Here is a 25,545-nt window from a genome sequence, read left to right as displayed (position 1 = left end):
CGGCACCGGCCACATCGCTTCTCCCATGGACGGAATTCTGGTCCGTACGGCAAGCCTACCCAGGGCATATGCCAATGCCGCCACTCAAACGAATGAGCGACGGCATCGGCGTTGACCTGGGAGAAACGGTCACTCCCACTCGATCGTGCCCGGCGGCTTGCTCGTCACGTCCAGGACCACGCGGTTCACGTCCGAGACCTCGTTCGTGATGCGGGTGGAGATCTTCGCCAGTACGTCGTAAGGCATCCGCGTCCAGTCCGCCGTCATCGCGTCCTCCGACGACACCGGGCGCAGCACGATCGGGTGGCCGTAGGTGCGGCCGTCGCCCTGGACGCCCACGGAGCGGACGTCCGCGAGCAGGACCACCGGGCACTGCCAGATGTCACGGTCGAGGCCGGCCGCCGTCAGTTCCTCGCGGGCGATGGCGTCCGCCTCGCGCAGCAGGTCGAGCCGCTCGCGCGTGATGTCGCCGACGATACGGATGCCGAGGCCGGGCCCCGGGAAGGGCTGGCGCTGGACGATCTCGTCGGGGAGGCCCAGCTCCTGGCCGACCATCCGGACCTCGTCCTTGAAGAGCTGGCGCAGCGGCTCCACGAGGGAGAACTCCAGGTCCTCGGGGAGCCCGCCCACGTTGTGGTGGGACTTGATGTTGGCGGTGCCGCTGCCGCCGCCGGACTCGACCACGTCCGGGTAGAGCGTGCCCTGGACGAGGAACTCGACCGGCTCGCCGGGCTCGGCCTCGGCGATGATCTCCGCCTGGGCCTGTTCGAAGACCCGGATGAACTCGCGGCCGATGATCTTCCGCTTCTGCTCGGGGTCACAGACCCCGGCCAGCGCGGCCAGGAAGCGTTCCTGCGCGTCGACGACCTTCAGCTGTACGCCGGTCGCGGCGACGAAGTCCTTCTCGACCTGCTCGGTCTCGCCCTTGCGCATCAGACCGTGGTCGACGTAGACGCAGGTGAGCTGTGAGCCGATCGCCTTCTGCACGAGGGCGGCGGCGACGGCCGAGTCCACTCCGCCGGACAGACCGCAGATCGCCCGGCTGCCGCCGACCTGCTCGCGGATCGCGGCGACCTGTTCCTCGATGACGTTGCCGGTGGTCCACGTCGGCTCGATGCCGGCGCCCCGGTAGAGGAAGTGCTCAAGGACCTGCTGACCGTGCGTGGAGTGCAGCACCTCGGGGTGGTGCTGGACGCCGTAGAGCTTCTTCTCGTCGTTCTCGAAGGCGGCGACCGGCACCACATCGGTGGAGCCGGTGACGGTGAAGCCCTCGGGGGCGGCCGAGCAGGCGTCGCCGTGCGACATCCACACCTGCTGCTCGGCCGGGGTGCCCTCGAACAGCGTGGAGCCCGTCCTGGAGACGTGCAGCACGGTGCGGCCGTACTCCCGCGAGCCCGTGTTGTCGACCGTTCCGCCGAGGGTCGTCGCCATCAGCTGGAAGCCGTAGCACATGCCGAAGACCGGGACCCCGGCCTCGAAGAGCGCGCGGTCGACGGTCGGGGCGCCCGGCGCGTACACGGACGACGGGCCGCCGGAGAGGATGATCGCCTTGGGGTTCTTGGCCAGCATCTCGGCCACCGGCATCGTCGAGGGGACGATCTCGCTGTAGACCCGGGCCTCACGGACGCGGCGGGCGATGAGCTGGGCGTACTGCGCGCCGAAGTCGACGACGAGTACGGCGTCGGGGGCGGCGGGGGGTACTGCTGGCACGGGCGCGGCCTTCCGGCGGTGAAGGGGTTCTGTACACCGATTCTAACGGCGCCCGGAGACAGCTTTTCGTCTCGGCATCCGAACCCCGCGCGGGGCCGCCGGACCCCTCGGGCATACTGGCCGCCATGCGCGAGCACTCGACCTTCTTTACCTATGGCACCGGCCCGTCCGGCTGCCATGGTCGTGTTGCTTGAGCTGACAAGCGACTTCCCAGGCGCCCCGGGCCGACAAGGCCCGGGGCGTTCTGTGTTGTCCGGGCCGCAAGTCCGCCGCTCGGGGTCTCCCCCTTCGTACAGAGGAGCCCTTCATGACCGTCACCGAACGCACCGGCGCCCGCACCGACGAGGCCGCCACCCTGATCGACGGCGCGCGTGAGCGGATCGACGCGCTCGACGACCGGATCATCGGGCTCGTGCAGGAACGGATGGCCGTCTCGGCCGTCATCCAAGGCGCCCGCATCGCCTCCGGCGGGCGCCGGGTCAATCTCTCCCGCGAGAACGAGATCCTGGGCCGCTTCAGGGACGCGCTCGGCACGCCGGGCACCTCGCTCGCGATGACGCTGCTGGAACTCTCGCGCGGCCGGATCTGAGCCGGGCCGGCCGTACGGACATGGGTTCGGGCCGATCCTCACCCGTACGGCGCGTGACCGGACCCGCCGGGCCTTCGTTGGTCCCGATGTCCGTGTCAGCCAGGGGCGGGCCCGAACAAACCACGCGTGGCTTCGCTGGGGCGTGTGACGTACCGCAGGTACGTCGTGGGACCTCGTCTCAGCGCGAGTGACCGGTCGGCAGGGGACAGCATGCCCGGTCACCCCAAGAGCGGTCGGCACCGGGGACGCCCGGCGCCGACCGCATACGGATACGGCTCCCTCCCGTGTCCAACCGTTCGCCCGACCGCTCCTCCGCTCCGCCCGCTCACCCGTCCACCGTCCCGAACTCGCGGCGCTCCCCCCCCCCCCCGGCGCCGCGATCCGGCACCGCGCGCCGCCCTGACGCCACGGTGCCGGCGACAAGGGCCCCGCAGGCGCCCGTCCGACTCACCTCGGACCGGGCTCGCGGGGCCCTTGTCGCGCCCGGCCGCACACGCCACGACCGTGTGACGCGCGCCACATAGAGATTCCGTGAGGAAATGGGCAACCATCTCCCTAGGTCACAGGTCCACCATGCGACACAGCGGACTCCCCTGCCCCAGGTCGGACCGGCCGTCGCCGCGAAGGTGACGCCGCCACGTAACGCGCGTCGGCGGAGCGGGGCCGCGAGACCGGAGGCGCTGCACTCGGAGGGGGGTGCAGCGCCTCCTCGCTGTCCGGGAGAGCCCGCCGCTACGGCTTCTTCTTCGGCGGGACCGCCGGCATACCGAGAAACGGCAGTTTCAGCGCCCCGAAGGCCGACGCCGGGACCGCCGGGGACTTCGGTGCGACGGGCGCCAGTCGTACGTACGCCGTCCCGGCCGACTGCTCCGGACGCGGGTCCTCCTCCCCCTTGTTGGGCCAGAAGGACATCGCGCGCTCGGCCTGCGCGGTGATGGTGAGCGACGGATTGACGCCGAGGTTGGCCGAGACCGCCGAGCCGTCGACGACCGAGATGCCCGGGTGGCCGTAGAGCCGGTGGTACGGGTCGATGACCCCGCGTTCCGCTTCGGCGCCGATGGGGCAGCCGCCGAGGAAGTGCGCGGTGAGCGGAGTGCCCATCAGCTCACCGACGTTCGAGCCGGCGAAGCCGTTGATCTCCTCGGCGAGCAGGGTCGCCGTCCGCGTGCCCTCCGCTATCTGCTTGGGGTTGGGCGTGCCGTGTCCCTGACGTGCCGTCAGCAGCCCCTTGCCGATGCCGCCCCGCTTGCGGTACGTCGTCAGGGAGTTGTCCACCGACTGCATGACCAGACCGATGATGGTCCGCTCCGACCAGTGCCGGTTGGAGAGCGAACGGGCCGCCATGACGGGGTGCTTGACCATGCCGCCGAGCCAGCCCGCGATCCGGCGGCCGTTCTCGCTGTAGGGGACCTGGAGGATCGACAGCGAGCCCATCGCGTTCGAGCCCTTGCCGTAACGCACCGGCTCCACATGGGTGTTGGCGTCGGGATGGAAGGAGGAGGTGATGGCGACACCACGGGTGAAGTCCGCCCTGCTCCGCCCGCCGGGAGCGGCTCCGTGCTTCTTCCGGTAGCGCCTGTCGGTGGTCTGGGCGCCCACCAGGGCCTCGGAGTTGGTACGGGTCAGCTCACCGAGCCGGTCGGAGAGCCGGGGCAGCCGGCCCAGGTCCTTCATCGTGTGCAGCAGCGTCTGCGTCCCGTACGTCCCTGCCGCGATCACGACATGACGGGCCCTCAGCACCCGTGGGGCCGACTTGCGCCGGTGGGTGGGGACGGTCGCGACGCGATGGCCGCCGTCCGGGTCCTCGGTGATGTCGACGACGGTCGTCATGGGGCGGATCGCCGCCCCGGCCTGCTCGGCGAGGTGGAGATAGTTCTCGTTGAGGGTGTTCTTGGCGCCGTGACGGCAGCCGGTCATGCACTCGCCGCACTGGGCGCAGGCTCGGCGGGAGGGGCCCGCGCCGCCGAAGTACGGGTCGCCGACGGACGCGCCGGGCTCGGCCACCGCCGTACCGTCCGCGTCCTGGCCGTCGCCGAAGAAGACGCCGACCGGGGCCAGATGGAAGGTGTCGCCCACGCCCATCGCCTGCGCGGTCGCCTTGAGATGCACGTCCGACGGCGTCATCGTCGGGTTGAGCCTGACGCCGAGCATCCGCCGCGCCTGGTCGTAGTACGGGGCGAGTTCGTCCTGCCAGTCGGTGATGCCGGCCCACTGCTTGTCCTCGAAGAACGGCTTAGGCGGCACGTACAGCGTGTTCGCGTAGTTGAGTGAGCCGCCGCCGACACCGGCGCCCGCGAGGACCATCACGTTGCCGAGCAGATGGACCCGCTGGATGCCGAAGAGACCGAGGGCCGGGGCCCACAGGTAGTTCTTGATGTCCCAGGAGTTCTTGGGGAGCGTGCCCGGTGTGAAGCGGCGGCCGGCCTCCAGGACCCCGACGCGGTACCCCTTCTCGGTCAGCCGCAGCGCGGAGACCGCGCCGCCGAAGCCGGACCCGACGACGATGACGTCGTAGTCGTACCCGTACCCGTGGCCGGGGCCGGGGCCGGGGTCCCGGTCGTCGCCGTGGTCGCCGTGGTCGAAATCGTCGCTGCCGGCGCGGTGCTCGCCCCGGTCGTCGGCATGGGTGTCCCGTGACATCGGCTCTCCTTCGTCGGATCAGCGCAGCCGGAAGGCCTTGAGCGCGCGCAGGCTCCTGGTCATGAACGCCGCGTACTTCTCGTCGTCCATGCCCATCGACGGAGCCATCGGCAGTACGCGCTGCTGCGCGACGGTCTGTACCTCGGTGTATTTGAGAATGCCCTCGGAGCCGTGTCTGCGGCCGAGGCCGGACTCCTTCATGCCGCCCATCGGTGCCCGGACGCTCCCGTACGCCGGGGCGTACCCCTCGTTGATGTTGACAGTGCCGGTGCGCAGCCGGGCGGCGATCGCGTGCCCGCGGGCGCCGTCACGTGTCCACACGCTCGAATTGAGGCCGTACGGGGTGGAGTTGGCCAGCTCGACGGCCTCGTCCTCGTCGCCGAAGCGGTAGACGGAGACGAGCGGCCCGAAGGTCTCCTCCGTGCAGACCGACATCGGCGCCTCGACACCCTCCAGGATGGTGGGCTCGTAGAAGTACGGCCCGATGTCGGGCCGCGCCACGCCGCCCGCGAGGACCGTGGCGCCCTTGGCGACGGCCTCCTCGACATGGCTGATGACGGTCCTGAGCTGGCGTTCGCTGACGAGCGAGCCCATGTCCGCGCCGTACGCGAGCGCGCTGCCCAGCCGCATCGCCTTCGTACGGGCGACGAATCGCTCCACGAACGCGTCGGCGACCGACTCGTGGACGTACAACCGCTCGATGGAGATGCAGAGCTGGCCGGCGGTGGAGAAGCAGGCGCGCACCGCGCCCGCGGCCGCCTTCTCGATGTCGGCGTCGTGCAGGACCAGCATGGCGTTCTTGCCGCCGAGTTCGAGGGAGGCGCCGACCAGCCGGCTCGCCGCGCGCTGCGCGACCTCGCGGCCGGTGCGCGTGGAGCCGGTGAAGGAGACGTAGTCGCCGCGCTCGACGACCTCGGGCCCGATGACGGGCCCCTCGCCGAGCACCACCTGGAAGACCCCGGCCGGCAGTCCGGCCTCGATCAGCAGATCACGCGCCCACAGCGCGGTGAGCGCGGTCTCGGTGTCGGGCTTCATCACCACGGCGTTGCCCGCGACGAAGGCGGGCAGGGCGTCGCCGACGGAGAGTTCCAGCGGGTAGTTCCAGGGCGCGATCTGTCCGACGACACCGCGCGGCTGACGCTGCTCGGTGACCTTGGTCAGCAGGGGTACGGCGCCGGTGTGCCGCCGCGGCCTCAGATACGAGGCGGCCTTGCGCCCGTAGTGGCGCGCGGCGACGGCGACGGCCTGGACCTCTTCGTGCGCGTGCAGCCTCGCCTTGCCTGTCTCCAGCTGGACGAGGTCGAGCACCTCGGCCTGGCGCTCCAGCAGCAGGTCGTGGAAGCGGAGCAGGACGGCGGCCCGCCGCCGTACGGAGGTGGCCGCCCACACGGGCTGCGCGGCGCGGGCGCGGGCGAATGCCTCGGCGACATCCTCGGGGGTGGACTCGGGCAGGTCGGCCAGCTTCTCGCCGGTGGACGGGGTGTGGTTCGCGGTGAACCCGGAACCCACGACGCCCCTGACGAGCTGGGCGAGCACTTCGGGAGTGACCACGTCGGCGGCGGTGCGCACGCCCGCGGGCACCGGAGCCACGGGATTGGTCGTGGGGGCCTGTGAGTCCGTCATGAGGGCGAGAGTATGCCGCCTCCGCGACTTTGGGTACCCGCGGGTAACACCTTTTCACGGGTCGCCCGCCGACCGGCCGCCTCCCGCCCGCCGACGGGCCCCGAACGCGCCAGTGATCACTGGCACATAAGCCCTGATCAGGTGCTCAGGGCAGGTACTTGCTCTCGATCTCCAGATGCTCGACCACGTTCGAGAAGAGTTTCTCGCCGTCCGTCACGGCGTCCCCCTCGGCCGGCATCGCCACCCGCAGCCGCCAGTGCACCTCGTCGGTGCCCGGGACGATCAGCTCGTGGTAGCGGTAGCGGATCGGATCCTCGGAGGAGTCCGAGTACGGCACGAAGTCGACGATGTTCTCGAAAGCCTTGTCCGATCCCGGGAAGGACGAACTCGCGCTCTCGTACTCCGCTTCCTTGATCTCCGTACCGTTGTCCCCGCCGTCCTCGTAGTACTTCTCCCAGACCGTCTTCTCGGCCGACAGGATCTCGTTGTCCGGCTTCTTCTGGACCTGGTCCATGGAGACGGTGAAGACGCCGCTCGGATCCCGGAAGGTGACGCGGCTGTCCTCGGTCAGGCTCTCCTGGGAGCGCCGGTACTCCTCCGGGACGGCGATCTTCGCGTCGAGGATCTCCACCTCCGAGCGGACCTCCCAGCCCTCCGGCAGCTCGTCGCCCGCGAACGGCTTGAAGAGGATCAGCCCCGCCACCAGGACCACCGCGAGGAGGCCGGCGCCGAGGCCGTACTGCGCCGGGCGGTTGCGGTGCAGGACCGGCGGGACCCACTTGCTGCCGCTCGCCGCGCCGCCGGTGCCCGCGCCCTGGTAGAGCCTCGTCGCCTCCGGGGAGAGCTGCGGGGGACGCGCCACCGACTCCAGGACCGCCCGCACCTCGGCGGCGGTGGGACGCGCCGCCGGGTCCTTCCGCAGGAGCTGCATCACGATCGTGCCGAAGGCCCCCGACCCGCGGGCCGGCATCTGCGGCTCGGCGGAGAGCACGGCCTGGAGCGTCGCGGGGATGTTCGAGCGGCGGTACGGGGACATCCCCTCGACCGCCGCGTACAGCACCACGCCCAGCGACCAGAGGTCCGATTCGGGCCCGGGACGCTGGCCGAGCACCCGCTCGGGCGAGATGAACTCCGGTGAGCCGACGAACGCCCCCGTCTCCGTGAGCCCCTGCTGGCCCTCGACCTGGGCGATGCCGAAGTCGCTCAGCACGACGCGGTCGCCGCGCCCGAGCAGGACGTTGTCCGGCTTCACGTCGCGGTGCAGCACACCCGCCTCGTGGGCGGCGTTGAGCGCGTTGAGTACGTCGAGCCCGATCCTGGCGGCCTCTCGGGGGTCGAGCGTGCCCTCCTGAAGACGGTCGGCGAGCGACTGGCCGCGCACCAGCTCCATGACGATCCACGGCTTGTCGTCCTCGACGACGACATCGTGCATGGTGACGACCGAGGGGTGGTCGATCCTGGCCGCCGAGCTGGCCTCGCGCCGCATCCGCCGGTGCACGGTGTCGCGCTCCTGGGCGCCCAGATGCTCGGGAACGCGCGGCTCCTTGACCGCGACGTCGCGGTCGACCATCTCGTCGTGCGCCAGCCAGACCGTTCCCATACCGCCGTGCCCGAGCCGCGAGACGAGCCGGTAGCGACCGCCCAGCAGGCGGCCCACCGAGGGGTCGGGCTCGGCGGGGGTGTGCCGGCTCGCCTGCGTCGGCTGGTACGGGGAGCCATGAGGAACCTGGGGCGGCACCTGCGGCGGCTGCGGCTGCCCGTGGTGCGGCTGGTGCGGCGGCTGCTGTTGCGCCTGCGACTGCGACTGCGGCGGCTGGTGCTGTTGCGGCGGCTGCGGCGGGCGGAGTCCGTAGCTGGTGGGCTCGTTCGCCCGTCCCCCATCGTTCGTCATGACCACATCCTTACGGAAAGCGCGTCGCGATAGCCACCGGGGGACGGCAGCGGGTGCAGAGCCGTGACATCGGCTCCGGCCCGCGGTCAGTCGCCGGCGCTGCCGGCCCGCCAGCCGCCGAGCATGGTGTCGAACTGTGCCCGGGACCAGTCCCGGGCGGGGCCCGACATGTAGAGCGCGTACTCGGTCGAGCCGTCGGCCGAGAAGAACATCTGGTCGATCGCGCGGCGCGGGCCGACGTACACGTCCTTCTCGTCCGTCTCGGTCCAGGTGAACTCCCACAGCGCGGCCTTCGTCTGGCCCCGGAAGGTGTTGGGACCGAGCGAGATCCGCTGGTAGCCGGGCAGGCCGTCGACGTTCTTCTCCATGTCCTTCATGTGGTGGTAGGGATCCTGGAAGTCCGGTGAGGTGTCCACGGCGATGCGCAGGAAGTGGACGCCGTCGTCGGGGGTGTAGTCGATCTGGTCGCCGTTCACCTGCCGCTCCCAGTCCTCGGGGACGAGGACGCTGAAGCCCGCGGGATCCTCCACCTGCTTCCACCCGTCGGGGACGGATGCGGGCCCGGTCCCGGACGGGTCTCTCTCGTCACCGGAGCCGGAACTTCCGTTCGCGTCCTGGTCCGTGCCGTCGTCCGCGCTGTCGTCCGCGGACGAGCCGCTCGGGTCCGGGTTCGCGCCGGCGCTGGTGCCGGGATCGTTCTTGTCGTCCGTCTGCTGGAGCGCGTAGTAGCCCACACCGCCGCCGATGAGCGCGGCGGCGACGACCGCGACGAGTACCGCTCTCCAACGGCCGTTCCCGGCGGGTGGGTTGATGGTCCGGGGGCCGGTGACCTGCTGGTAGGCGTTCGGCGGCGTGTGCGCGTACGGCGAGGGGTACGGCGCCGGGGCCTGCTGGTGCTGCGGGTGCCGGGCCACCGGAGGCGGTGTGTGGGACGGGGACGCCACGGGGCCCGCGGCCTGCCGCCGTTCCGCCTCCGACACCGGCGACGTCGGCGCCTCGGGCTCCCGGCCGTCGAGCACCGCCCGCAGCATCCGCTCGGTCTCGGCGGCGTCCGGGCGGGCCTCGGGATCCTTGTGGAGCAGCGCGGCGATCACCGGGGTGAGCAGCCCGGCGCGTACGGGAGCTGGCGGGTCGTCGGTGACCACGGCCTGCATGGTGGCCACCGCCGACGTACGGCGGAACGGGGACGTGCCCTCCACCGCCGTGTGCAGCGTCGCGCCCAGCGCCCACAGGTCGGAGGCCGGTCCGGGATCGTGACCGCGCACCCGCTCGGGCGCGAGGTAGTCGATGGAGCCGACGATCTCACCGGTCCGGGTGATGGCCGAGTCGCCCTCGATGGCCGCGATCCCGAAGTCGGTGAGCAGCACCCGGCCGTCCCGCGCGAGCAGGACGTTGCCGGGCTTCACGTCGCGGTGCAGGACCCCGGCCGCGTGCGCGGCGCGCAGCGCTTCGAGCACCTGGAGGCCGATCCGGGCCGCCTCCTTCACCACGACGGGGCCCGCGGCGACCGCGTCCGCGAGTGAGGGGCCGTCCACGTACTGCATGACGATCCAGGGCCGGCCGCCGTGGTCGAGCACGTCATGGACCGTCACCACGGCGGGGTGACTGATCCGGGCGGCGGCCCTCGCCTCCTTCTGGGTGCGGGCGTGCAGCACGGCGCGGTCGGCGGCGGTGACGTACAGGGCGGCGGTCAACTCCTTGATCGCCACGGTCCTGTTGAGCAACTCGTCCTCGGCACGCCACACTTGGCCCATACCGCCGCTGCCGATGGACTCGGCCAGCTTGTAGCGCCCGGCGAGCACCAGTCCCTCGCGTGTTTCCACAGACTCTTCCACGTGCCCCCGCCTGTTCCTCGGAATCACAGGTTACGGAGCGGACGCGCGCACACGGAACCTGGGCTCGCGCCTGAAACCTCACCGTGACACAGCCGAGGGGGCGCACGGGCGGTTCGGAACGGGGCGTACTCGGCCGGTCGCCCTGTGGCCTGTCGGACCGTCAGCCAGACGTCCCCGGGCGGGTTTCCGGCCCGTCAGCCGGTGATCCGGTAGGAACCGATGGCCTGTTGGTAGATCTCGGAGACCTTGTCCCGCTCGTCCTCGGGGCCGATGACCTGGATGATGTGGTAGCTGCCCTTGACGATCATGGCGAGGTTCCGCACGTAGACCTCCTGACCGCTGCTGTTCTGCCAGGTGAACTGGCCCTCGGCCATGGGCTGTTGGCCGACGTCGATCCGGCGCAGACCCGAGGAGGTGGCCCAGGAGGAGTCCCGGAAGGGCTGCAACTCCCGCTCCTTCTCCCGCTGGTAGGCCAGCGGGTCGTCGCCGTTGTCGGCCACGGTGTCCCGGCCCGGCACCACGATGAGCGTGAAGTCGCCCCGTCCGTAACGCACTTGACCGCTGTCGTTGATCGGACGGCGCTGCCAGCTCTTGTCCACGCCGATCTCGAAGCCCTCGGTGTCCTTGCGCAGGGCATAGCCGTCCGCGAGGTCGGCCGGGGGCCCGGAGGTCTGCGGCGTCGAGGAGTTGGGGTCCGCCGGCTTGTCGTCGCCGTTGTCCGGGGTCGTGTCGGGATTCTGCGGTTGCGGCGTACCCGGCGCGCTCGGATTCGACCCGGCGCCGTTTCCCGTCTCCTCGCCGGCCTTCGGCAGGAACATCACGGCGAAGGCGATGGCCGCGACCATCAGCGCGAGAATCACGACGAGCAGGACGCGGCCGAGCGAGCGCGGCCCGCGTGAACCGCCGCCGCCCGACCTCTCGCGCGGCTCGCGGTACTCCCTGTCGCCGAAGTCGTCGTCGCGGTGGTCGTGTTCGCCGTACGAGCGCTCCGCGTGCTCGCGGCGCGGCTCGACATACGTCTCGCCGTGCGAGGCGTGCGCGACACCGCGCTGGTCGGCGGACCTGCCGCCCTTCTCCTTGCGCTCCTTGCCCTTCTTGTGGCGGTGGCGGCCGTCGCCGCCACGGCCGCGGCCACGGCGCTTGCGGACCAGCTCGCCCCTGCGGCGCACGATGGGCAGCCGCTCGTCCACCGAGGGCACGGCGACCACGTCGAGACCGGCGTCGGGCTCGGGCGCCGAGCGCACCAGCGAACGCAGCCAGCCGCGCAGCTCCTCGAAGTCCGGCCGCTCCGTGGGGTCCTGACGGAGCAGCGACTCCACGACGGGGCGCAGCGGGCCGCACTCCTCGGCGAAGGCCGGCGGCTCGGCGCAGACGAGCTGGACCAGCTCGGCCGCGCTCTCCTCCGGATACGGGGCGTGGCCCTGGACGGCGCGGTAGAGCAGCGCGCCCAGCGCCCACAGGTCGGTGGACGGGCCGATGGGCGGGGCGAGTTGCCAGTTCTCGTGGACCGGGCCGGCCTGCTCGGGCGCCCATCGCTCGGTAACCGCCCCGACGACGGCTATCCGTGCCTGGCGGGCGCGTTCGGCGGCGAGCGGGGTCGCGGGGCCTCGGTACGCGGGGGTCGTGGCACCCGCCACGACGTCGTCCCAGCGGCCGGCCGGTACGGCGGATCCGGGGACGGCGGGCAGGTTCGAGGACTGCCGCTGGGCATCGGCGCGCATGGCGTCGCCGGTGCCCGAGCCGTGCCAGCCACCGCCGGTGCCACCGGTGCCACCGGTGCCACCGGCGCCACCGCCCGCGTTCTCCTGGCGGAGGTACGGGGAGGAGCCGCCGGCCGGGGGCAGCGCGGGGACGTCGCGGTTGCCCGGTGTCTGGCGGTACGGGTCGCCGCCGCCCGCGGACAGCGGGCGGGAGCCGTCGCCGGCGCCGGTGGGGCCGTCGTGCCAGGTGCCCGCCAGCTGGACGCGGCGGGGCGTCTGCGGGTCGTCGTCGTCCGGGTCACGGTCGGCTTCGGCGTCGGCCGGGTCGTCGTACGTCCGGCGGTCCGACGGGTCGACCTCGCGGGGCGGCATCGCCCACCAGTCGGGGTCGCGGCCCTCGCCCTGCGAAGGCCCGGCGGCACCGGCCGAAGGGCCGCCGGGCGGGTTGCCCTGGGAACCGCTCCGGCCGGCGGGGGCCGAGGGGTCCGACAGATGCACGGGGCGCTGGACGGGCAGGGTGCCGGTGTCGCGCTGCTGGTCCTCGGTGACGCGGGCGGCGGCGCGCGCTCCGGCGCGGTAGGCGGCGATGGCTCCGGCGCGCGCGGCGCGGGTGTCCGCCGGGCCGCTGCGGGAGGGGTTGGCCGACAGCGCGGGCGGTCCGGCGTACGGGACGACGGGGGCCGGTCCCGTACCGCCGCCGTGCGTCTCCCGGCCGTCCCGGCCGTCGTCGGTGCCCGTGCCTGTGTCGCCGTCCGTGCTCGTGGAACCGGCGCCCGGACCACCGCCCGCGACTGGCCGCCCGAACGCGTCGGTGCCGTAAGGGACTTCGCCGTACGCACGGTCACCGTACGACCCGTCGTCGTACGACCCGTCGGCCGAGCGGGCCGTCTCCAGCGCGGCGCGGCCCGGCGACCCGGGCCCCACCGGAACGCCCAGCGCGCCGGTGCCCGGCGGCAGCGCCTCGGAGGTGCCCGGCGGCAGCGCCTCGGAGGTGCCCGTACGCCCGCCCGGGATGCCCAAGACACCCGGGCCCGCGCCCGGCAGACCCGCCGTCCGGGGGCCGCCAGCGACCGGGCCGAGTTCGGGGCCCGGAGCGTGTCCGGCGCCCGGCAGGGGTCCCGGAATCTCACCGGCGGGCCGGTAGCCTGCTTCGAAACCGCCCTCCCCCGCAGACGGCGGTACGGGCATGTAGCCGCAGAGCGCTTCCTCGGCGGCGCCCGCCGCGAGACCGGTGAGCACCACGCGCCCGTCGTCGCAGACGAGCACCGTGCGGATGGTGATGTTCCGGTGGGTCCAGCCGTGGGCGTGCAGCACCCGTACGGCGGTGAGCACGTCCGAGGCGATCTCGGCCGCGCGGTAGGGGTTGAGCGGCTTCTCCGCGAGCAGGGCCGCCAGCGGCCTGGCCGCGACGAGTTCACTCACTATCCACAGCGACCCGCCCTCGGCGAAGACGTCGAAGACCTGGTCGAGCCGTGGGTGGTCGGGGATCTGGGCGGCGCTCTGCGCGGCGTCGATGGCGCGCCGGACCGCCGGGTCGGTGGGCCTGCGTGTCGTACGGCCGGAGACCCGGCGCGTGGCCGCGGCACCGTCGGGGTCGACCATCTCGGCGTCCACGACCTCGGGCAACGGCACTTGCCTGACGAGGACTTCCTGCCCGCTGTACGTGTCGAACGCACGCGTCTCGACGAGGTCGAACTCGTCGGACGGAGGCAGGGGCAGGCGGTAGCGGTCGGCAAGCACCCGTCCCGCGTAGTCGTCCACGACGCCTCCCACCAAGCGCGCTGTCCCTGGGTCTCCGGGTCCTCGAAGACCTCGCGAAACCGCCAATTCCGGTCGTTTACCGGCCCATTGTGACTGCGTACGGTCCGCGAGCTCTCACGATACGTGGCCGCACACAAATATGCCGCCGGGTCAGGGCAACACAGGTCCTAACCTTCCCGGCAACCCGGGCCCGTACGCCCCGGTGCCCCGGGCCGGTACCGGCCACGGCCCGTTCCGGGTCATGACGCGGCTGTCTCACAGAGAGTCGCATCAATCACCGGAACGGGTAGTACCGCCCACGAGTTCTCGCCATCGCGACACGTTCGCGCCGCGAGCCGCTGTCAGTCAGTCGGCTTGAAAGTGCTGTACGCCGTCTCACGGAGCGTCCGGCACTCGTCGTCGTCCCACTCACTCGCCTTGCAGGTGATCATGATCGCGTAGCCATGGGTGGCGTCGACCTTGAAGCCGCGGTTCAGCACCCGCACCCGCTCGCCGCCCTGGTCGCGTTCGAATCCCCAGTCGGCGACGGTGGGATAGCCGTTGAACTCGACGGACTTGATGCCGAGCCGCTTGTAGTTGCCGAGGCTGCCCTCTATCTGCGCTTCGAGCTGCTCCCAGGCGCGCTTCGCGTCGTTGGTCGGCTTGGCGTTGAAGTCCACCTGGATACGGGGGAATTCACCGTCCTCGCTGTAGATGCCGCCCGAACTCGTCCCGGCCGTACCGGTGCGCCTGAAGTCCTCGGGCATCGCCATGGAGAAGTGGAACTGGCTGTCCGTGACCGTCTTGAAGTCCTCGGGCACGCCCTTGCCGTCCGAACCGGAGCCGGAGTCCGAGTCACCGGAGCCCGGACCCGAGTTGTCCGTACCGGATCCGCTGTCGGGCGATTGGCCGTCCGACGGCTTGTCGCCACCGCTGTCCTTGGCCGAATCCTGCTGCTCGTCCTTGCCGGACGTGTCGCCGGCGCCGCCCTTGGCGTCGTCACCCGCGGTGGCGCCGGCCGAGGTGGCGGTGTCGTCCTTGCCCGCGTTGCCCTTCGCCCCTCCGTCCGAATCGCCGTTGAGGGCGACGACCAGGACGACGGAGAGGATCGCCAGCGCGACCACCGCCGCGATGATCATCATGGTGCGGCGCGGGACGACATCGGTGAGCGAAGCCCGCGTGGTCGTGGTCCCGGCCGTGCCGGTGGCCGGTGCCGGCGCGGCACCCGACGCGGCGGCGGGCGAAGTCGCGGCGCCCGCCCCGGCTCCCGCACCCGCGACCGGGGTCCTGCCCGGCTTCGATCCGGCACCGGACGCGCCGGACGCACCCGAAGCACCGGCGACGCCGGCGCCCTTCCTGGTCCGGCCCTTCGACCGGGGCGCGGGCTCCGGGGGAAGCGGCGGCAGCGCCACCACCCGCGTCGCGTCGGCCGCGGGCTCGGGCGGTTCGGAGGGGTCGGGGGTGTCGATGACGTCCTGGAGAAGCACCCGCGCGCCCGCGTCGTCGAGCCGCAGCGCCGGGTCCTTGGCCAGCAGGCCGTAAATGACCTCTTCCAGCGCGCCCGCGTTCTTCGGCGGGTCGAGCGGCTCGGTCATGACGGCGGTGAGGGTCGCGATGGCCGACCCCTTGTCGTAGGGCGGGCAGCCCTCGACCGACGCGTAGATCAGCCCGCCCAGCGACCACAGGTCGGCGGCGGGGCCGGGCTTCTTGCCGCGGGCGCGCTCCGGCGAGATGTACGAGGGGGCGCCGACGAGCATGCCGGTCGAGGTGACGGAGGGGTCGCCCTCCACCTGCGCGATGCCGAAGTCGGTGAGGACGACGCGCCCGTCCTCGGCGATGAGCACGTTGGACGGCTTCACGTCCCGGTGCAGGATTCCCTCGCGGTGCGCCGAGCGCAGCACGTCGAGGATCGCGAGCGCGACCTCGGCGGCGCGCTTCGGAGTCAGGACCCCGTCCTCGCGGACGACCTCGGCGAGGGACTTGCCCTCGATGAGTTCCATGACGATCCACGGCCGGTCGTCCTCGTCCACGACGTCGTAGACGGTGACGGCCCCGTTGTTACGGATGCGGGCGATCGCCTTGGCCTCACGCAGCGTGCGCGTGATCAGCCGGCGCTTCTCGTCCTCGTCGATGCTGGTGGGGAAGCGCAGCTCCTTGACGGCGACGGTACGGCCCAGCGTCTCGTCGACAGCGCGCCAGACCGTGCCCATTCCACCGCGGCCGAGCACCTCGCCGAGCCGGTACCGTCCCGCGAGGAGGCGTCCTTCGGTGCTCCCGTCGGCCCCGCTCCCGGTGTCGTCCGTGCTGTCCGCACCGTCAGTGCCGCTCTGGGGCTCTCGCACCGTGTCCCGTGGCTGCTCCGCCTCCGCCATGCGTCCCCTCTGCGATCCCTGGTGTCCGCCCGCGCCTGACGCCTGCCCGCGCTCGGCGCGGTAACGCGCCCTGACAGAGCCTCCATTGTCCCTCACTCCGGCGTATGCGATGGTCCCGGGTCCGCCATCCACGGGGACGAGGGCCCACGGGGGGCGCGCAGAGGGGCCGTTGGGCGGGATGCGGGGGATCGCGCCGCTGGTCATGCCCCTGTTCGGGGCTCGAACAGGGGCGCCCGAAACAATCCTTTGACGGATCGCATCAGGCGCCCCAGGCGCCTCACATCACCTCGAACGCCCCTCGGGGACGGTCCAGCACCTCACAGGGGCACGATGTCCGGTGCCCCGAGCCGCGCCGCGTCCGCGGTCAGGTCGTCGGGCTGCCGCTGCGACTCACGCTCCGCCTCCACCCGCTTGCGGTAGTGCTCGACCTCCTTCTCGATCTGCTCCTTGTCCCAGCCGAGGACCGGCGCCATCAACTCGGCGCACTCCGGCGCGCTGCGCGTCCCGCGGTCGAACGTCTCGATCGAGATCCGCGTCCGCCTCGTCAGGACGTCGTCGAGATGGCGCGCCCCTTCGTGCGACGCCGCGTACACGATCTCGGCCCGCAGATAGTCCTCGGCCGCGGCCAGCGGCTCGCCGAGCCGGGGGTCGGCGGCGATGAGCTCCAGCAGCTCCTCGACCATCGCCCCGTACCGGTTGAGCAGATGCTCCACGCGCACCACATGGAGTCCGGTCCGCGCGGCGATCCCCGCTCGCGCGTTCCACAGGGCGCGGTAGCCCTCGGCGCCGAGCAGCGGGGTGTCCTCCGTCACGCAGGCCGCCACCCGCTGGTCCAGCCCGTGCACCGCCTCGTCCACCGCGTCCTTGGCCATGACCCGGTACGTCGTGTACTTGCCGCCCGCCACGACGACCATGCCCGGCACCGGGTGCGCCACCGTGTGCTCGCGCGACAGCTTGCTCGTCGCGTCGGACTCGCCCGCCAGCAGCGGGCGCAGCCCGGCGTACACCCCCTCCACGTCGTCACGCGTCAGCGGTACGGAGAGGACCGAGTTGACGTGTTCGAGGAGATAGTCGATGTCCGCGCTGGAGGCGGCCGGGTGTGCCTTGTCGAGGTCCCAGTCGGTGTCGGTGGTGCCGACGATCCAGTGCCTGCCCCAGGGGATGACGAAGAGCACCGACTTCTCGGTCCGCAGGATCAGTCCGGTCGACGAGTGGATGCGGTCCTTGGGGACGACCAGATGGATGCCCTTGGACGCCCGGACGTGGAACTGTCCGCGCTCACCTATCAGCGCCTGGGTGTCGTCCGTCCAGACCCCTGTCGCGTTGACGATCTGCTTCGCCCGGATCTCGTACTCACCGCCGCCGTCCACGTCCCGCACGCGGGCTCCGACGACCCGCTCGCCCTCGCGCAGGAAGCCGACCACACGGGCCCTGCTGGCGACATGCGCCCCGTAACTCGCCGCCGTGCGCACCAGGGTGGCCACATAGCGCGCGTCGTCCATCTGCGCGTCGTAGTACTGCAACGCGCCGACCAGGGCGTCCTTCTTGAGCGCGGGCGCGACGCGCAGCGCGTGCCGGCGGGAGAGGTGCCGGTGCGTCGGCAGGCCCCGGCCGTGGCCCGACGAGAACGACATCGCGTCGTACAGCGCGACGCCCGATCCCGCGTAGAACCTCTCCCATCCCTTGTGCTGCAACGGATAGAGGAACGGCACCGGCTTCACCAGATGCGGGGCCAGCCGCTCCAGCAGCAGTCCGCGCTCCTTGAGCGCCTCCCTGACGAGCCCGAAGTCGAGCATCTCCAGATAGCGCAGCCCGCCGTGGATCAGCTTGCTCGACCGGCTCGATGTGCCCGAGGCCCAGTCGCGCGCCTCCACGAGCCCGGTCGCGAGTCCGCGGGTCACGGCGTCGAGCGCGGTCCCCGCGCCGACCACACCCGCGCCCACGACCAACACGTCCAGTTCTCGCTCGGCCATCCCCGCCAGAGCCGTGGCGCGCTCCTCCGGTCCCAGTGTCGCTGTCCTCACCGCTGCCTCCCGTCGCCCCCGTGTTGTTCGGGCTCTTCGATTCTGTCCGGACTCACCGACTTCAGCCACCGGCTGTGGACAACACCGGTTGAAGATCGGATCAGGCCCAGGAAATCAGCCGACATGCACCTCAATGTCCGGCCATGTAATGACGCATATCGGTCATATTTACGCCTAGTCTGACATTGCGCTCGCTCGTTCTGTCCACACGGGTTGCGCCCACTGTCTCCTCCGGTTATGGGAAAGGACGGCCCACATGCCCGCAGACCTCGCCGTCATCGGACTCGGCCATCTCGGCCTGCCCCTCGCCCAGGCCGCAGTGGCCGCCGGCATCGAGACCATCGGCTACGACACCGATCCACGGCCCGTCGCCGAACTGGCCGCGGGCCGCACCCCCGTCGACGGCTCGCTCACCCCCTCCGACGTCCGCCGCATGCTCTCCGGCGGCTTCCGGCCCACCACCAACCCGACCGAGCTCGGCCGGGTGCGTACCGCCGTCATCTGTGCGCCCACCCCGCTCGGCCCCGACCGCACCCTCGATCTCAGCGCCGTCGGCGAGGCCGCGCGCGCCCTGGCCGCCCGGCTGCGCCCGCACACCACCGTGCTGCTCGAATCACCGGCGGGCCCCGGCACCACGGAGGGGTTCCTGCGCACCATCCTGGAAGAGGGTTCGGGCCTGCGCGCCGGACGCGACTTCCACCTCGCCTACTCCCCCGGCCGTCTCGACCCCGGCCGCCGTACCCACGGCCACACCAACACCCCCAAGGTGATCGGCGGACTCACCCCCGCCTGCACCGAATCGGCCGCCGCCTTCTACGGACGTCTCACCGACAAGGTCGTCCGCGCGCGCGGACCGCGCGAGGCCGAGACCGTCAAGCTCCTCGAAACCAACTTCAGGCACGTCAACATCGCCCTCGTCAACGAGATGGCCGTGCTCTGCCACGACCTCGGCGTCGACCTCTGGGACGTCATCCGGTGCGCCGAGACCAAGCCGTTCGGCTTCCAGGCCTTCCGCCCCGGCCCCGGCGTCGGCGGCCACGGGGCCCCCATGGACCCCAGCTACCTGCCGCACGCGGGCCGCACCCCCGGCCACCCGCTGCGGATGGTCGGTCTCGCCCAGGAGGTCAACAGCCGCATGCCGCAGTACGTGATCCAGCGCTGCGCCACGCTCCTCAACGAGCACGGCAAGTCCGCCCGCGGCGCCCGCGTCCTGCTGCTCGGCGTCACCTACAAGCCGGACCACGCCGACCAGGAGAGCTCACCGGCCACCGAGATCGCCTGCCGGCTGATGGACCTCGGCGCGACCGTCAGCTACCAGGACCCGTACGTCCTCGACTGGCGCGTACGCGATCTGCCGGTACCGCGCGCCGACTCTCTTTACGAGGCCGCGGCGCAGGCGGATCTGACGTTGCTGCTCCAGCACCACCGCACCTACGACCTCCAAGGTCTCGCCGTGAAGGCGCAGTTGCTGCTCGACACCAGAGGGGCGAGCCCGGCGGGTGCGGCGTACCGGCTCTGAGGCCACAACGCCCCGGCACGTCCCCGCCGCGCACCCGCCCCGCACCGCGGGGGAATTGCCTACGGCGTGGTCGTAGCGGACTGCTATGGTCCAGGGCGCTCGCACAACGGTGCGAGCTTTCCTTGGGGGATTCTTCACATGAGCCAGTCTGTTCCGCCGCCCGGAAACCCGTTCGCCGGCGGCGCCGTCCCGCCCGGCCCCGGCAACCCGTTCGCCCCGGCCCCGCCGGTCCGCGACAACGTGGGCCTCGGTCTGGCGGCAGCGGCCGGTACCGCGATCGTCGCCGCCGCCATCTACGGCGGAATCGCCGGTGCCATCGAGAGCGAGATCGGTTTCGCCGCCATCGGCGTCGGCTTCGTCATCGGTCTGGTCGCCGGCAAGGTCGGCGGACGCAACCCGGTCCTCGCCGTGGTCAGCGCCGTGTTCGCGCTCGCCGCCGTCTACCTGGGCCAGATCTTCGGCATCGCGATCATCGGTGCGGAGGAGTTGGGTCTGTCGACGACGGAGATGCTGTTCGACCACTTCAGCCTGCTGACGGACGCGTGGAACGCGGGCAAGGAGGCGATGACGTTCCTCTTCTTCGCCCTCGCCGCCTTCGCGGCCTTCTCGGGCGCCAAGAAGGCCTGACCCTTCAGCCGAAGGACGGTGCCCCGGACCGCGTACGGTCCGGGGCACCCGTGTCGGTCGGTCAGCGGCTGTGCTGCGAGTCCGCGACCGTCACCTCGACGCGCTGGAACTCCTTGAGCTCGCTGTAACCGGTCGTCGCCATCGCCCTCTTGAGCGCGCCGAAGAAGTTCATCGAACCGTCCGGACTGTGCGAGGGGCCGGTCAGGATCTCCTCGGTCGTCCCCGCGATGCCCAGGTCCACCAGCTTGCCGCGCGGCACGTCCTCGTGGACGGCCTCCATGCCCCAGTGGTGCCCCTTGCCCGGCGCGTCGTTCGCCCGCGCCAGCGGGGAGCCCATCATCACCGCGTCGGCCCCGCAGGCCACGGCCTTGGGCAGGTCGCCGGACCAGCCGACACCACCGTCCGCGATCACGTGCACGTACCGGCCGCCGGACTCGTCCATGTAGTCGCGCCGGGCGGCGGCCACGTCCGCGACCGCGGTCGCCATCGGCACCTGGATGCCCAGCACGTTACGGGTGGTGTGCGCGGCCCCGCCGCCGAAGCCCACCAGCACACCGGCGGCCCCGGTGCGCATCAGGTGCAGCGACGCGGTGTACGTGGCGCAGCCGCCGACGATGACCGGGACGTCCAGCTCGTAGATGAACTGCTTCAGGTTCAGCGGCTCGGCCGCGCCCGAGACGTGCTCGGCGGAGACCGTCGTCCCGCGGATGACGAAGATGTCCACCCCGGCGTCCACGACGGCCTTGGAGAACTGCGCGGTGCGCTGCGGCGAGAGCGCGGCGGCCGTGACCACGCCGGAGTCGCGCACCTCCTTGATGCGCCGCCCGATCAGCTCTTCCTGGATCGGAGCGGAGTAGATCTCCTGGAGCCGGCGGTTGGCGGTCGCCTCGTCCAGCTCGGCGATCTCGTCCAGCAGCGGCTGCGGGTCCTCGTAACGGGTCCACAGGCCTTCGAGGTTGAGCACACCGAGACCGCCCAGCTCACCGATGCGGATCGCGGTGCTCGGCGAGACCACGGAGTCCATGGGCGCGGCCAGGAACGGCAGCTCGAAGCGGTAGGCGTCGATCTGCCAGGCGATCGAGACCTCCTTCGGGTCGCGGGTGCGCCGGCTGGGGACGACGGCGATGTCGTCGAAGGCGTACGCGCGGCGTCCGCGCTTGCCGCGGCCGATCTCGATCTCAGTCACGATGTGGGGCCTTTCCTCTGCGTCAGCCGTCCCAGTATCCCCGACACACCGATGCCGCCGGTGAGTGGCTGGCCACCGGCGGCATCGGGAGGGGTTCAGTGCTGGTTGTAGTTCGGTGCCTCGACCGTCATCTGGATGTCGTGCGGGTGGCTCTCCTTGAGACCGGCCGCGGTGATCCGGACGAACCGTCCCTTGCGCTCCATCTCGTCGATGGAGGCCGCGCCCACATAGCCCATCGTCTGCCGCAGCCCGCCGATCAGCTGGTGCAGTACGGCGCCGAGCGGGCCCCGGTAGGGGACCTGGCCCTCGATGCCCTCGGGCACGAGCTTGTCGTCGGAGGAGACGTCCGACTGGAAGTAACGGTCCTTGGAGTACGAGCGGGCCTGGCCACGCGACTGCATCGCGCCGAGCGAGCCCATGCCGCGGTACGACTTGAACTGCTTGCCGTTGATGAACTGCAGCTCGCCCGGGGACTCCTCGCACCCCGCGAGCAGGCTGCCGAGCATGACGGTGCTGGCGCCGGCGGCGAGCGCCTTGCCGATGTCGCCCGAATACTGGAGGCCGCCGTCGCCGATGACCGGGACCCCGGCGGCGAGAGCGACGGTCGCCGCCTCGTAGATCGCCGTGACCTGCGGGACTCCGATACCGGCCACCACGCGCGTGGTGCAGATGGAGCCGGGGCCGACACCCACCTTGACGCCGTCGACACCGGCGTCGATGAGCGCCTTGGCGCCGTCGCTGGTGGCGATGTTGCCGCCGATGACATCCACGGCGACGCTCGACTTGATCTTGGACATCCAGCTGAGCGCGTTGCTGTTGTGGCCGTGCGAGGTGTCGACGACGAGGAAGTCGACCCCGGCCTCGGCCAGCGCCTGGGCGCGCTCCAGCGCCTCCTGGCTCGCTCCCACCGCGGCGCCGACGAGCAGCCGGCCCTCGGCGTCCTTCGCGGCGTTCGGGTACTTCTCCGCCTTGACGAAGTCCTTGACGGTGATGAGGCCCTTGAGGATGCCCGCGTCGTCGACCAGCGGCAGCTTCTCGATCTTGTGGCGGCGCAGCAGCTCCATGGCGTCCACGCCGGAGATGCCGACCTTGCCGGTGACCAGCGGCATCGGCGTCATGACCTCGCGCACCTGGCGCGAGCGGTCCGACTCGAAGGCCATGTCACGGTTGGTGACGATGCCGAGGAGCTTGCCCGAGCGGTCGGTGACCGGGACGCCGCTGATGCGGAACTTCGCGCACAGCTGGTCCGCCTCGCCGAGCGTGGCGTCCGGGAGGACCGTGATCGGGTCGCTGACCATGCCGGACTCGGAGCGCTTCACGAGGTCGACCTGGTTGGCCTGGTCGGCGATGGAGAGGTTGCGGTGCAGCACACCGACACCGCCCTGGCGGGCCATCGCGATGGCCATGCGTGCCTCGGTGACCTTGTCCATCGCCGCCGAGAGCAGCGGGATGTTCACGCGCACGTTCCGGGAGACCCGGGACGCGGTGTCGACCTGGTTGGGCAGCACCTCCGAGGCGCCCGGCAGCAGCAGCACGTCGTCGTATGTCAGCCCGAGCGTCGCGAACTTCTCGGGCACTCCGTCGACGTTTGCAGTCATGACACCTTCCCCAGATGGCCTTGATCGGTGCGGATGTCCATGCTAACGGGCGCCGCGGGGGTCTCATTCCACGGTCACCATGATCAGGTTCCGCGGTCGCCGTGATCCGGCCCCGCGGGCGCCGTACTCAGGTGCCCGCCCGGCCGCGCCCTTACTGCTCGGCCAGCGCACGCAGTCTGCTGAGCGCGCGGTGCTGCGCGACCCGTACGGCGCCCGGCGACATCCCCAGCATCTGGCCGGTCTCCTCGGCGGTCAGCCCCACGGCGACCCGCAGCACGAGCAGCTCGCGCTGATTGTCCGGGAGGTTGGCGAGGAGCTTCTTGGCCCATTCGGCGTCGCTGCTGAGCAGTGCGCGCTCCTCCGGACCGAGGGAGTCGTCGGGCCGCTCGGGCATCTCGTCCGAGGGCACGGCCGTCGACCCCGGGTGCCGCATGGCGGCCCGCTGGAGATCGGCGACCTTGTGCGCGGCGATGGCGAAGACGAACGCCTCGAAGGGCCTGCCGGTGTCCTTGTAGCGCGGCAGCGCCATCAGGACGGCGACACAGACCTCCTGCGCGAGATCCTCGGTGAAGTGCCGGGCGTCACCGGGCAGTCGGTTCAGCCGGGTGCGGCAGTAGCGCAGCGCGAGAGGGTGCACATGAGCCAGGAGATCGTGCGTGGCCCGCCCGTCGCCCTCGACGGCACGGTGAACGAGCGCACCGATCACCGTGGTCTCGTCATCGCGCATCGGACCATGGTGCCTCGGCCTCTGCGGATCCGTGGCACCGCGTTCATAGTTGTGCACCGAAGCGTTATGAGTAGGTGCGGAGGAACCCATCTCCTGCGCCCTCCCCTTCCGCTCGCCCGACTCGTCCCCGAGGAACTCCACAACTCAAGGATGCGGCATCGGGCGGGAAACTGTGGCGTGCGGGCACCGATGGCCCTCTCCGCCGCCCCGCCCACCGCACGGCGGACGGGGTTCCGCGACTCTCCGGACGAGTTGTCCGCACCCCTGCGACCAGGCGTCTTCAACTCCGGTCGGCGGCCGGACCTAGCGGACCAGGCCCCAGCGGAATCCGAGAGCCACGGCGTGCGCACGGTCCGAGGCGCCGAGCTTTTTGAACAGCCGGCGGGCATGGGTCTTGACCGTGTCCTCCGAGAGGAAGAGCTCGCGCCCGATCTCCGCGTTGGACCGGCCGTGGCTCATGCCTTCGAGGACCTGGATCTCGCGGGCCGTGAGCGTGGGCGCGGCGCCCATCTCGGCCGACCTGAGCCGGCGCGGGGCGAGCCGCCATGTCGGATCGGCGAGCGCCTGGGTGACGGTCGCGCGCAACTCCGCGCGGGACGCGTCCTTGTGCAGATAGCCGCGGGCACCGGCGGCGACCGCGAGCGCGACACCGTCCAGGTCCTCGGCGACCGTGAGCATGATGATCCGGGCGCCCGGATCGGCGGACAGCAGTCGGCGGACGGTCTCGACGCCGCCCAGACCGGGCATGCGTACGTCCATCAGAATCAGGTCCGAGCGGTCGGCGCCCCAGCGGCGGAGAACTTCCTCACCGTTGGCCGCGGTCGTCACGCGCTCGACACCTGGCACGGTCGCAACCGCGCGGCGCAGCGCCTCTCGGGCAAGCGGGGAGTCGTCGCAGACGAGGACGGATGTCATGGCCGCCCTCCGCAGCTGATGCGCGTCACGTTGAGCCTCCAGGCTGAGTACATGTGGTCACCTGTGCGATTGACGCCATCGGACATGTGCCCGATCGCTTCTTCCTTCAACCGCCTCGACCACTCAACGACGGTCACTCGAAAGAGTTACGGGTCCGGAATCGCCTTCGGCACTCTACGTGAGGACGCGCACACAGAGCAGAGCCTCGCAGGTCACACCTCGATCACTCTGCGCTATGCCCCATTTAGCTCTATTTCTTACCTTTTCTTGGTGTCTATGGCTAGATTCGCAATGAGTCATATTTACATCTACTTACACAGGAGATGTACGGTCGTGGGCACGACGTGTTCAGCACGTCGGGCTCGTATCCGGCGCGCCAGGGCGTTCTCAGGCCCTGACCTGACCAGGAAGACAGGGCCGAGCGGCCCGTATCCGCCTCCACGGATTCAAGGGGACATGAGCAATGGCAGATTTCTCCCGGCTTCCCGGACCGAACGCAGATCTGTGGGACTGGCAGCTCCTCGCGGCCTGTCGTGGCGTCGACAGCTCGCTGTTCTTTCACCCGGAGGGAGAACGCGGCGCGGCACGCAGCGCCCGCGAGACCTCGGCCAAGGAGGTCTGCATGAGATGCCCGGTACGCGCGCAGTGCGCGGCTCACGCCATGGCGGTGCGGGAGCCGTACGGCGTGTGGGGCGGGCTGACCGAGGACGAACGCGAGGAGCTGATGGGGCGTGCCCGCACCCGGCTGATCGCGACCTCGGGGGCGAACGGCCCGGGTCGCGCCTGACCCGCCGCAGAATCGATGCAGAAACGTTCCTGCACTCCTTGCGGGAGCCCGGCGGGACCTCG

General features: G+C 71.3%; 16 protein-coding genes. 4 read left to right on the top strand and 12 right to left on the bottom strand.

Annotated features, from left to right (window positions below; genetic code table 11):
* Positions 1 to 129 precede the first annotated feature (129 nt).
* The gene (guaA, locus tag SSPS47_RS21020; protein ID WP_164252413.1) at positions 130 to 1,710 is read right to left on the bottom strand and encodes a glutamine-hydrolyzing GMP synthase; all 1,581 of its coding nucleotides are present in this window, start codon (positions 1,708 to 1,710) and stop codon (positions 130 to 132) included.
* Between the two features lie 307 nt (positions 1,711 to 2,017).
* Here guaA and SSPS47_RS21015 point away from each other — a divergent pair, with 307 nt between their 5' ends.
* Positions 2,018 to 2,299, top strand: a complete 282-nt coding sequence (locus SSPS47_RS21015) for a chorismate mutase (RefSeq protein ID WP_164252411.1) — start codon at positions 2,018 to 2,020, stop codon at positions 2,297 to 2,299.
* A 732-nt stretch (positions 2,300 to 3,031) separates the two neighbouring features.
* On the opposite strand, the gene SSPS47_RS21010 is transcribed toward SSPS47_RS21015, so the two are convergent.
* From SSPS47_RS21010 to SSPS47_RS20980, 7 genes are all read right to left on the bottom strand, one after another.
* Positions 3,032 to 4,939, bottom strand: coding sequence for a GMC family oxidoreductase (locus SSPS47_RS21010; RefSeq protein WP_164252409.1), 1,908 nt, complete (start codon positions 4,937 to 4,939; stop codon positions 3,032 to 3,034).
* 18 nt (positions 4,940 to 4,957) lie between these two features.
* Positions 4,958 to 6,562, bottom strand: coding sequence for a succinic semialdehyde dehydrogenase (locus SSPS47_RS21005; protein WP_164252407.1), 1,605 nt, complete (start codon positions 6,560 to 6,562; stop codon positions 4,958 to 4,960).
* A gap of 145 nt (positions 6,563 to 6,707) precedes the next feature.
* Positions 6,708 to 8,453 (bottom strand): serine/threonine-protein kinase, encoded by a 1,746-nt coding sequence (locus SSPS47_RS21000; protein ID WP_164252405.1) that lies wholly within the window; start codon positions 8,451 to 8,453, stop codon positions 6,708 to 6,710.
* A gap of 86 nt (positions 8,454 to 8,539) precedes the next feature.
* A complete protein-coding gene (locus tag SSPS47_RS20995) occupies positions 8,540 to 10,276 on the bottom strand; it encodes a serine/threonine-protein kinase (protein ID WP_275405164.1) in 1,737 nt (578 codons plus the stop codon).
* A 206-nt stretch (positions 10,277 to 10,482) separates the two neighbouring features.
* A complete protein-coding gene (locus tag SSPS47_RS20990) occupies positions 10,483 to 13,749 on the bottom strand; it encodes a protein kinase (RefSeq protein ID WP_164252401.1) in 3,267 nt (1,088 codons plus the stop codon).
* A 341-nt stretch (positions 13,750 to 14,090) separates the two neighbouring features.
* Positions 14,091 to 16,100 carry a serine/threonine-protein kinase gene (locus SSPS47_RS20985; RefSeq protein WP_239064998.1) on the bottom strand — a complete coding sequence of 670 codons (2,010 nt, stop codon included), beginning with the start codon at positions 16,098 to 16,100 and terminating at the stop codon, positions 14,091 to 14,093.
* 317 nt (positions 16,101 to 16,417) lie between these two features.
* On the bottom strand, positions 16,418 to 18,124 hold the full coding sequence (locus SSPS47_RS20980) for a glycerol-3-phosphate dehydrogenase/oxidase (protein ID WP_164252397.1): 1,707 nt from the start codon (positions 18,122 to 18,124) through the stop codon (positions 16,418 to 16,420).
* 256 nt (positions 18,125 to 18,380) lie between these two features.
* Between SSPS47_RS20980 and SSPS47_RS20975 the strand changes: the two genes are divergently transcribed.
* Together SSPS47_RS20975 and SSPS47_RS20970 are read left to right on the top strand one after the other, a co-directional pair.
* Complete coding sequence (locus tag SSPS47_RS20975) at positions 18,381 to 19,643, top strand: nucleotide sugar dehydrogenase (protein WP_147874296.1); 1,263 nt, start codon at positions 18,381 to 18,383, stop codon at positions 19,641 to 19,643.
* Positions 19,644 to 19,781: 138 nt separating this feature from the next.
* Positions 19,782 to 20,270 carry a hypothetical protein gene (locus SSPS47_RS20970; protein ID WP_164252394.1) on the top strand — a complete coding sequence of 163 codons (489 nt, stop codon included), beginning with the start codon at positions 19,782 to 19,784 and terminating at the stop codon, positions 20,268 to 20,270.
* Between the two features lie 61 nt (positions 20,271 to 20,331).
* Here the strand turns inward: SSPS47_RS20970 and SSPS47_RS20965 are convergent, their stop codons facing one another.
* The 4 genes from SSPS47_RS20965 to SSPS47_RS20950 form a co-directional block, all read right to left on the bottom strand.
* Entirely contained in the window at positions 20,332 to 21,456 is a 1,125-nt protein-coding gene (locus SSPS47_RS20965) for a GuaB3 family IMP dehydrogenase-related protein (protein ID WP_147874298.1), read from the bottom strand.
* A 95-nt stretch (positions 21,457 to 21,551) separates the two neighbouring features.
* A complete protein-coding gene (gene guaB, locus SSPS47_RS20960) occupies positions 21,552 to 23,054 on the bottom strand; it encodes an IMP dehydrogenase (RefSeq protein ID WP_164252392.1) in 1,503 nt (500 codons plus the stop codon).
* A gap of 151 nt (positions 23,055 to 23,205) precedes the next feature.
* Positions 23,206 to 23,781, bottom strand: coding sequence for a sigma-70 family RNA polymerase sigma factor (locus tag SSPS47_RS20955; RefSeq protein ID WP_078075496.1), 576 nt, complete (start codon positions 23,779 to 23,781; stop codon positions 23,206 to 23,208).
* Between the two features lie 303 nt (positions 23,782 to 24,084).
* Positions 24,085 to 24,696: a response regulator transcription factor gene (locus SSPS47_RS20950; RefSeq protein ID WP_003948568.1), complete on the bottom strand. Its 612-nt coding sequence runs from the start codon at positions 24,694 to 24,696 to the stop codon at positions 24,085 to 24,087.
* A 463-nt stretch (positions 24,697 to 25,159) separates the two neighbouring features.
* Between SSPS47_RS20950 and SSPS47_RS20945 the strand changes: the two genes are divergently transcribed.
* Entirely contained in the window at positions 25,160 to 25,483 is a 324-nt protein-coding gene (locus tag SSPS47_RS20945) for a WhiB family transcriptional regulator (protein WP_023539267.1), read from the top strand.
* Positions 25,484 to 25,545: the final 62 nt, after the last annotated feature.

Source organism: Streptomyces sp. S4.7, from assembly GCF_010384365.1.
In the GTDB taxonomy this organism is placed as follows: domain Bacteria; phylum Actinomycetota; class Actinomycetes; order Streptomycetales; family Streptomycetaceae; genus Streptomyces.
The sequence above is the reverse complement of the archived record's forward strand: the minus strand, read 5'-3'. Positions and strand labels throughout refer to the sequence as shown.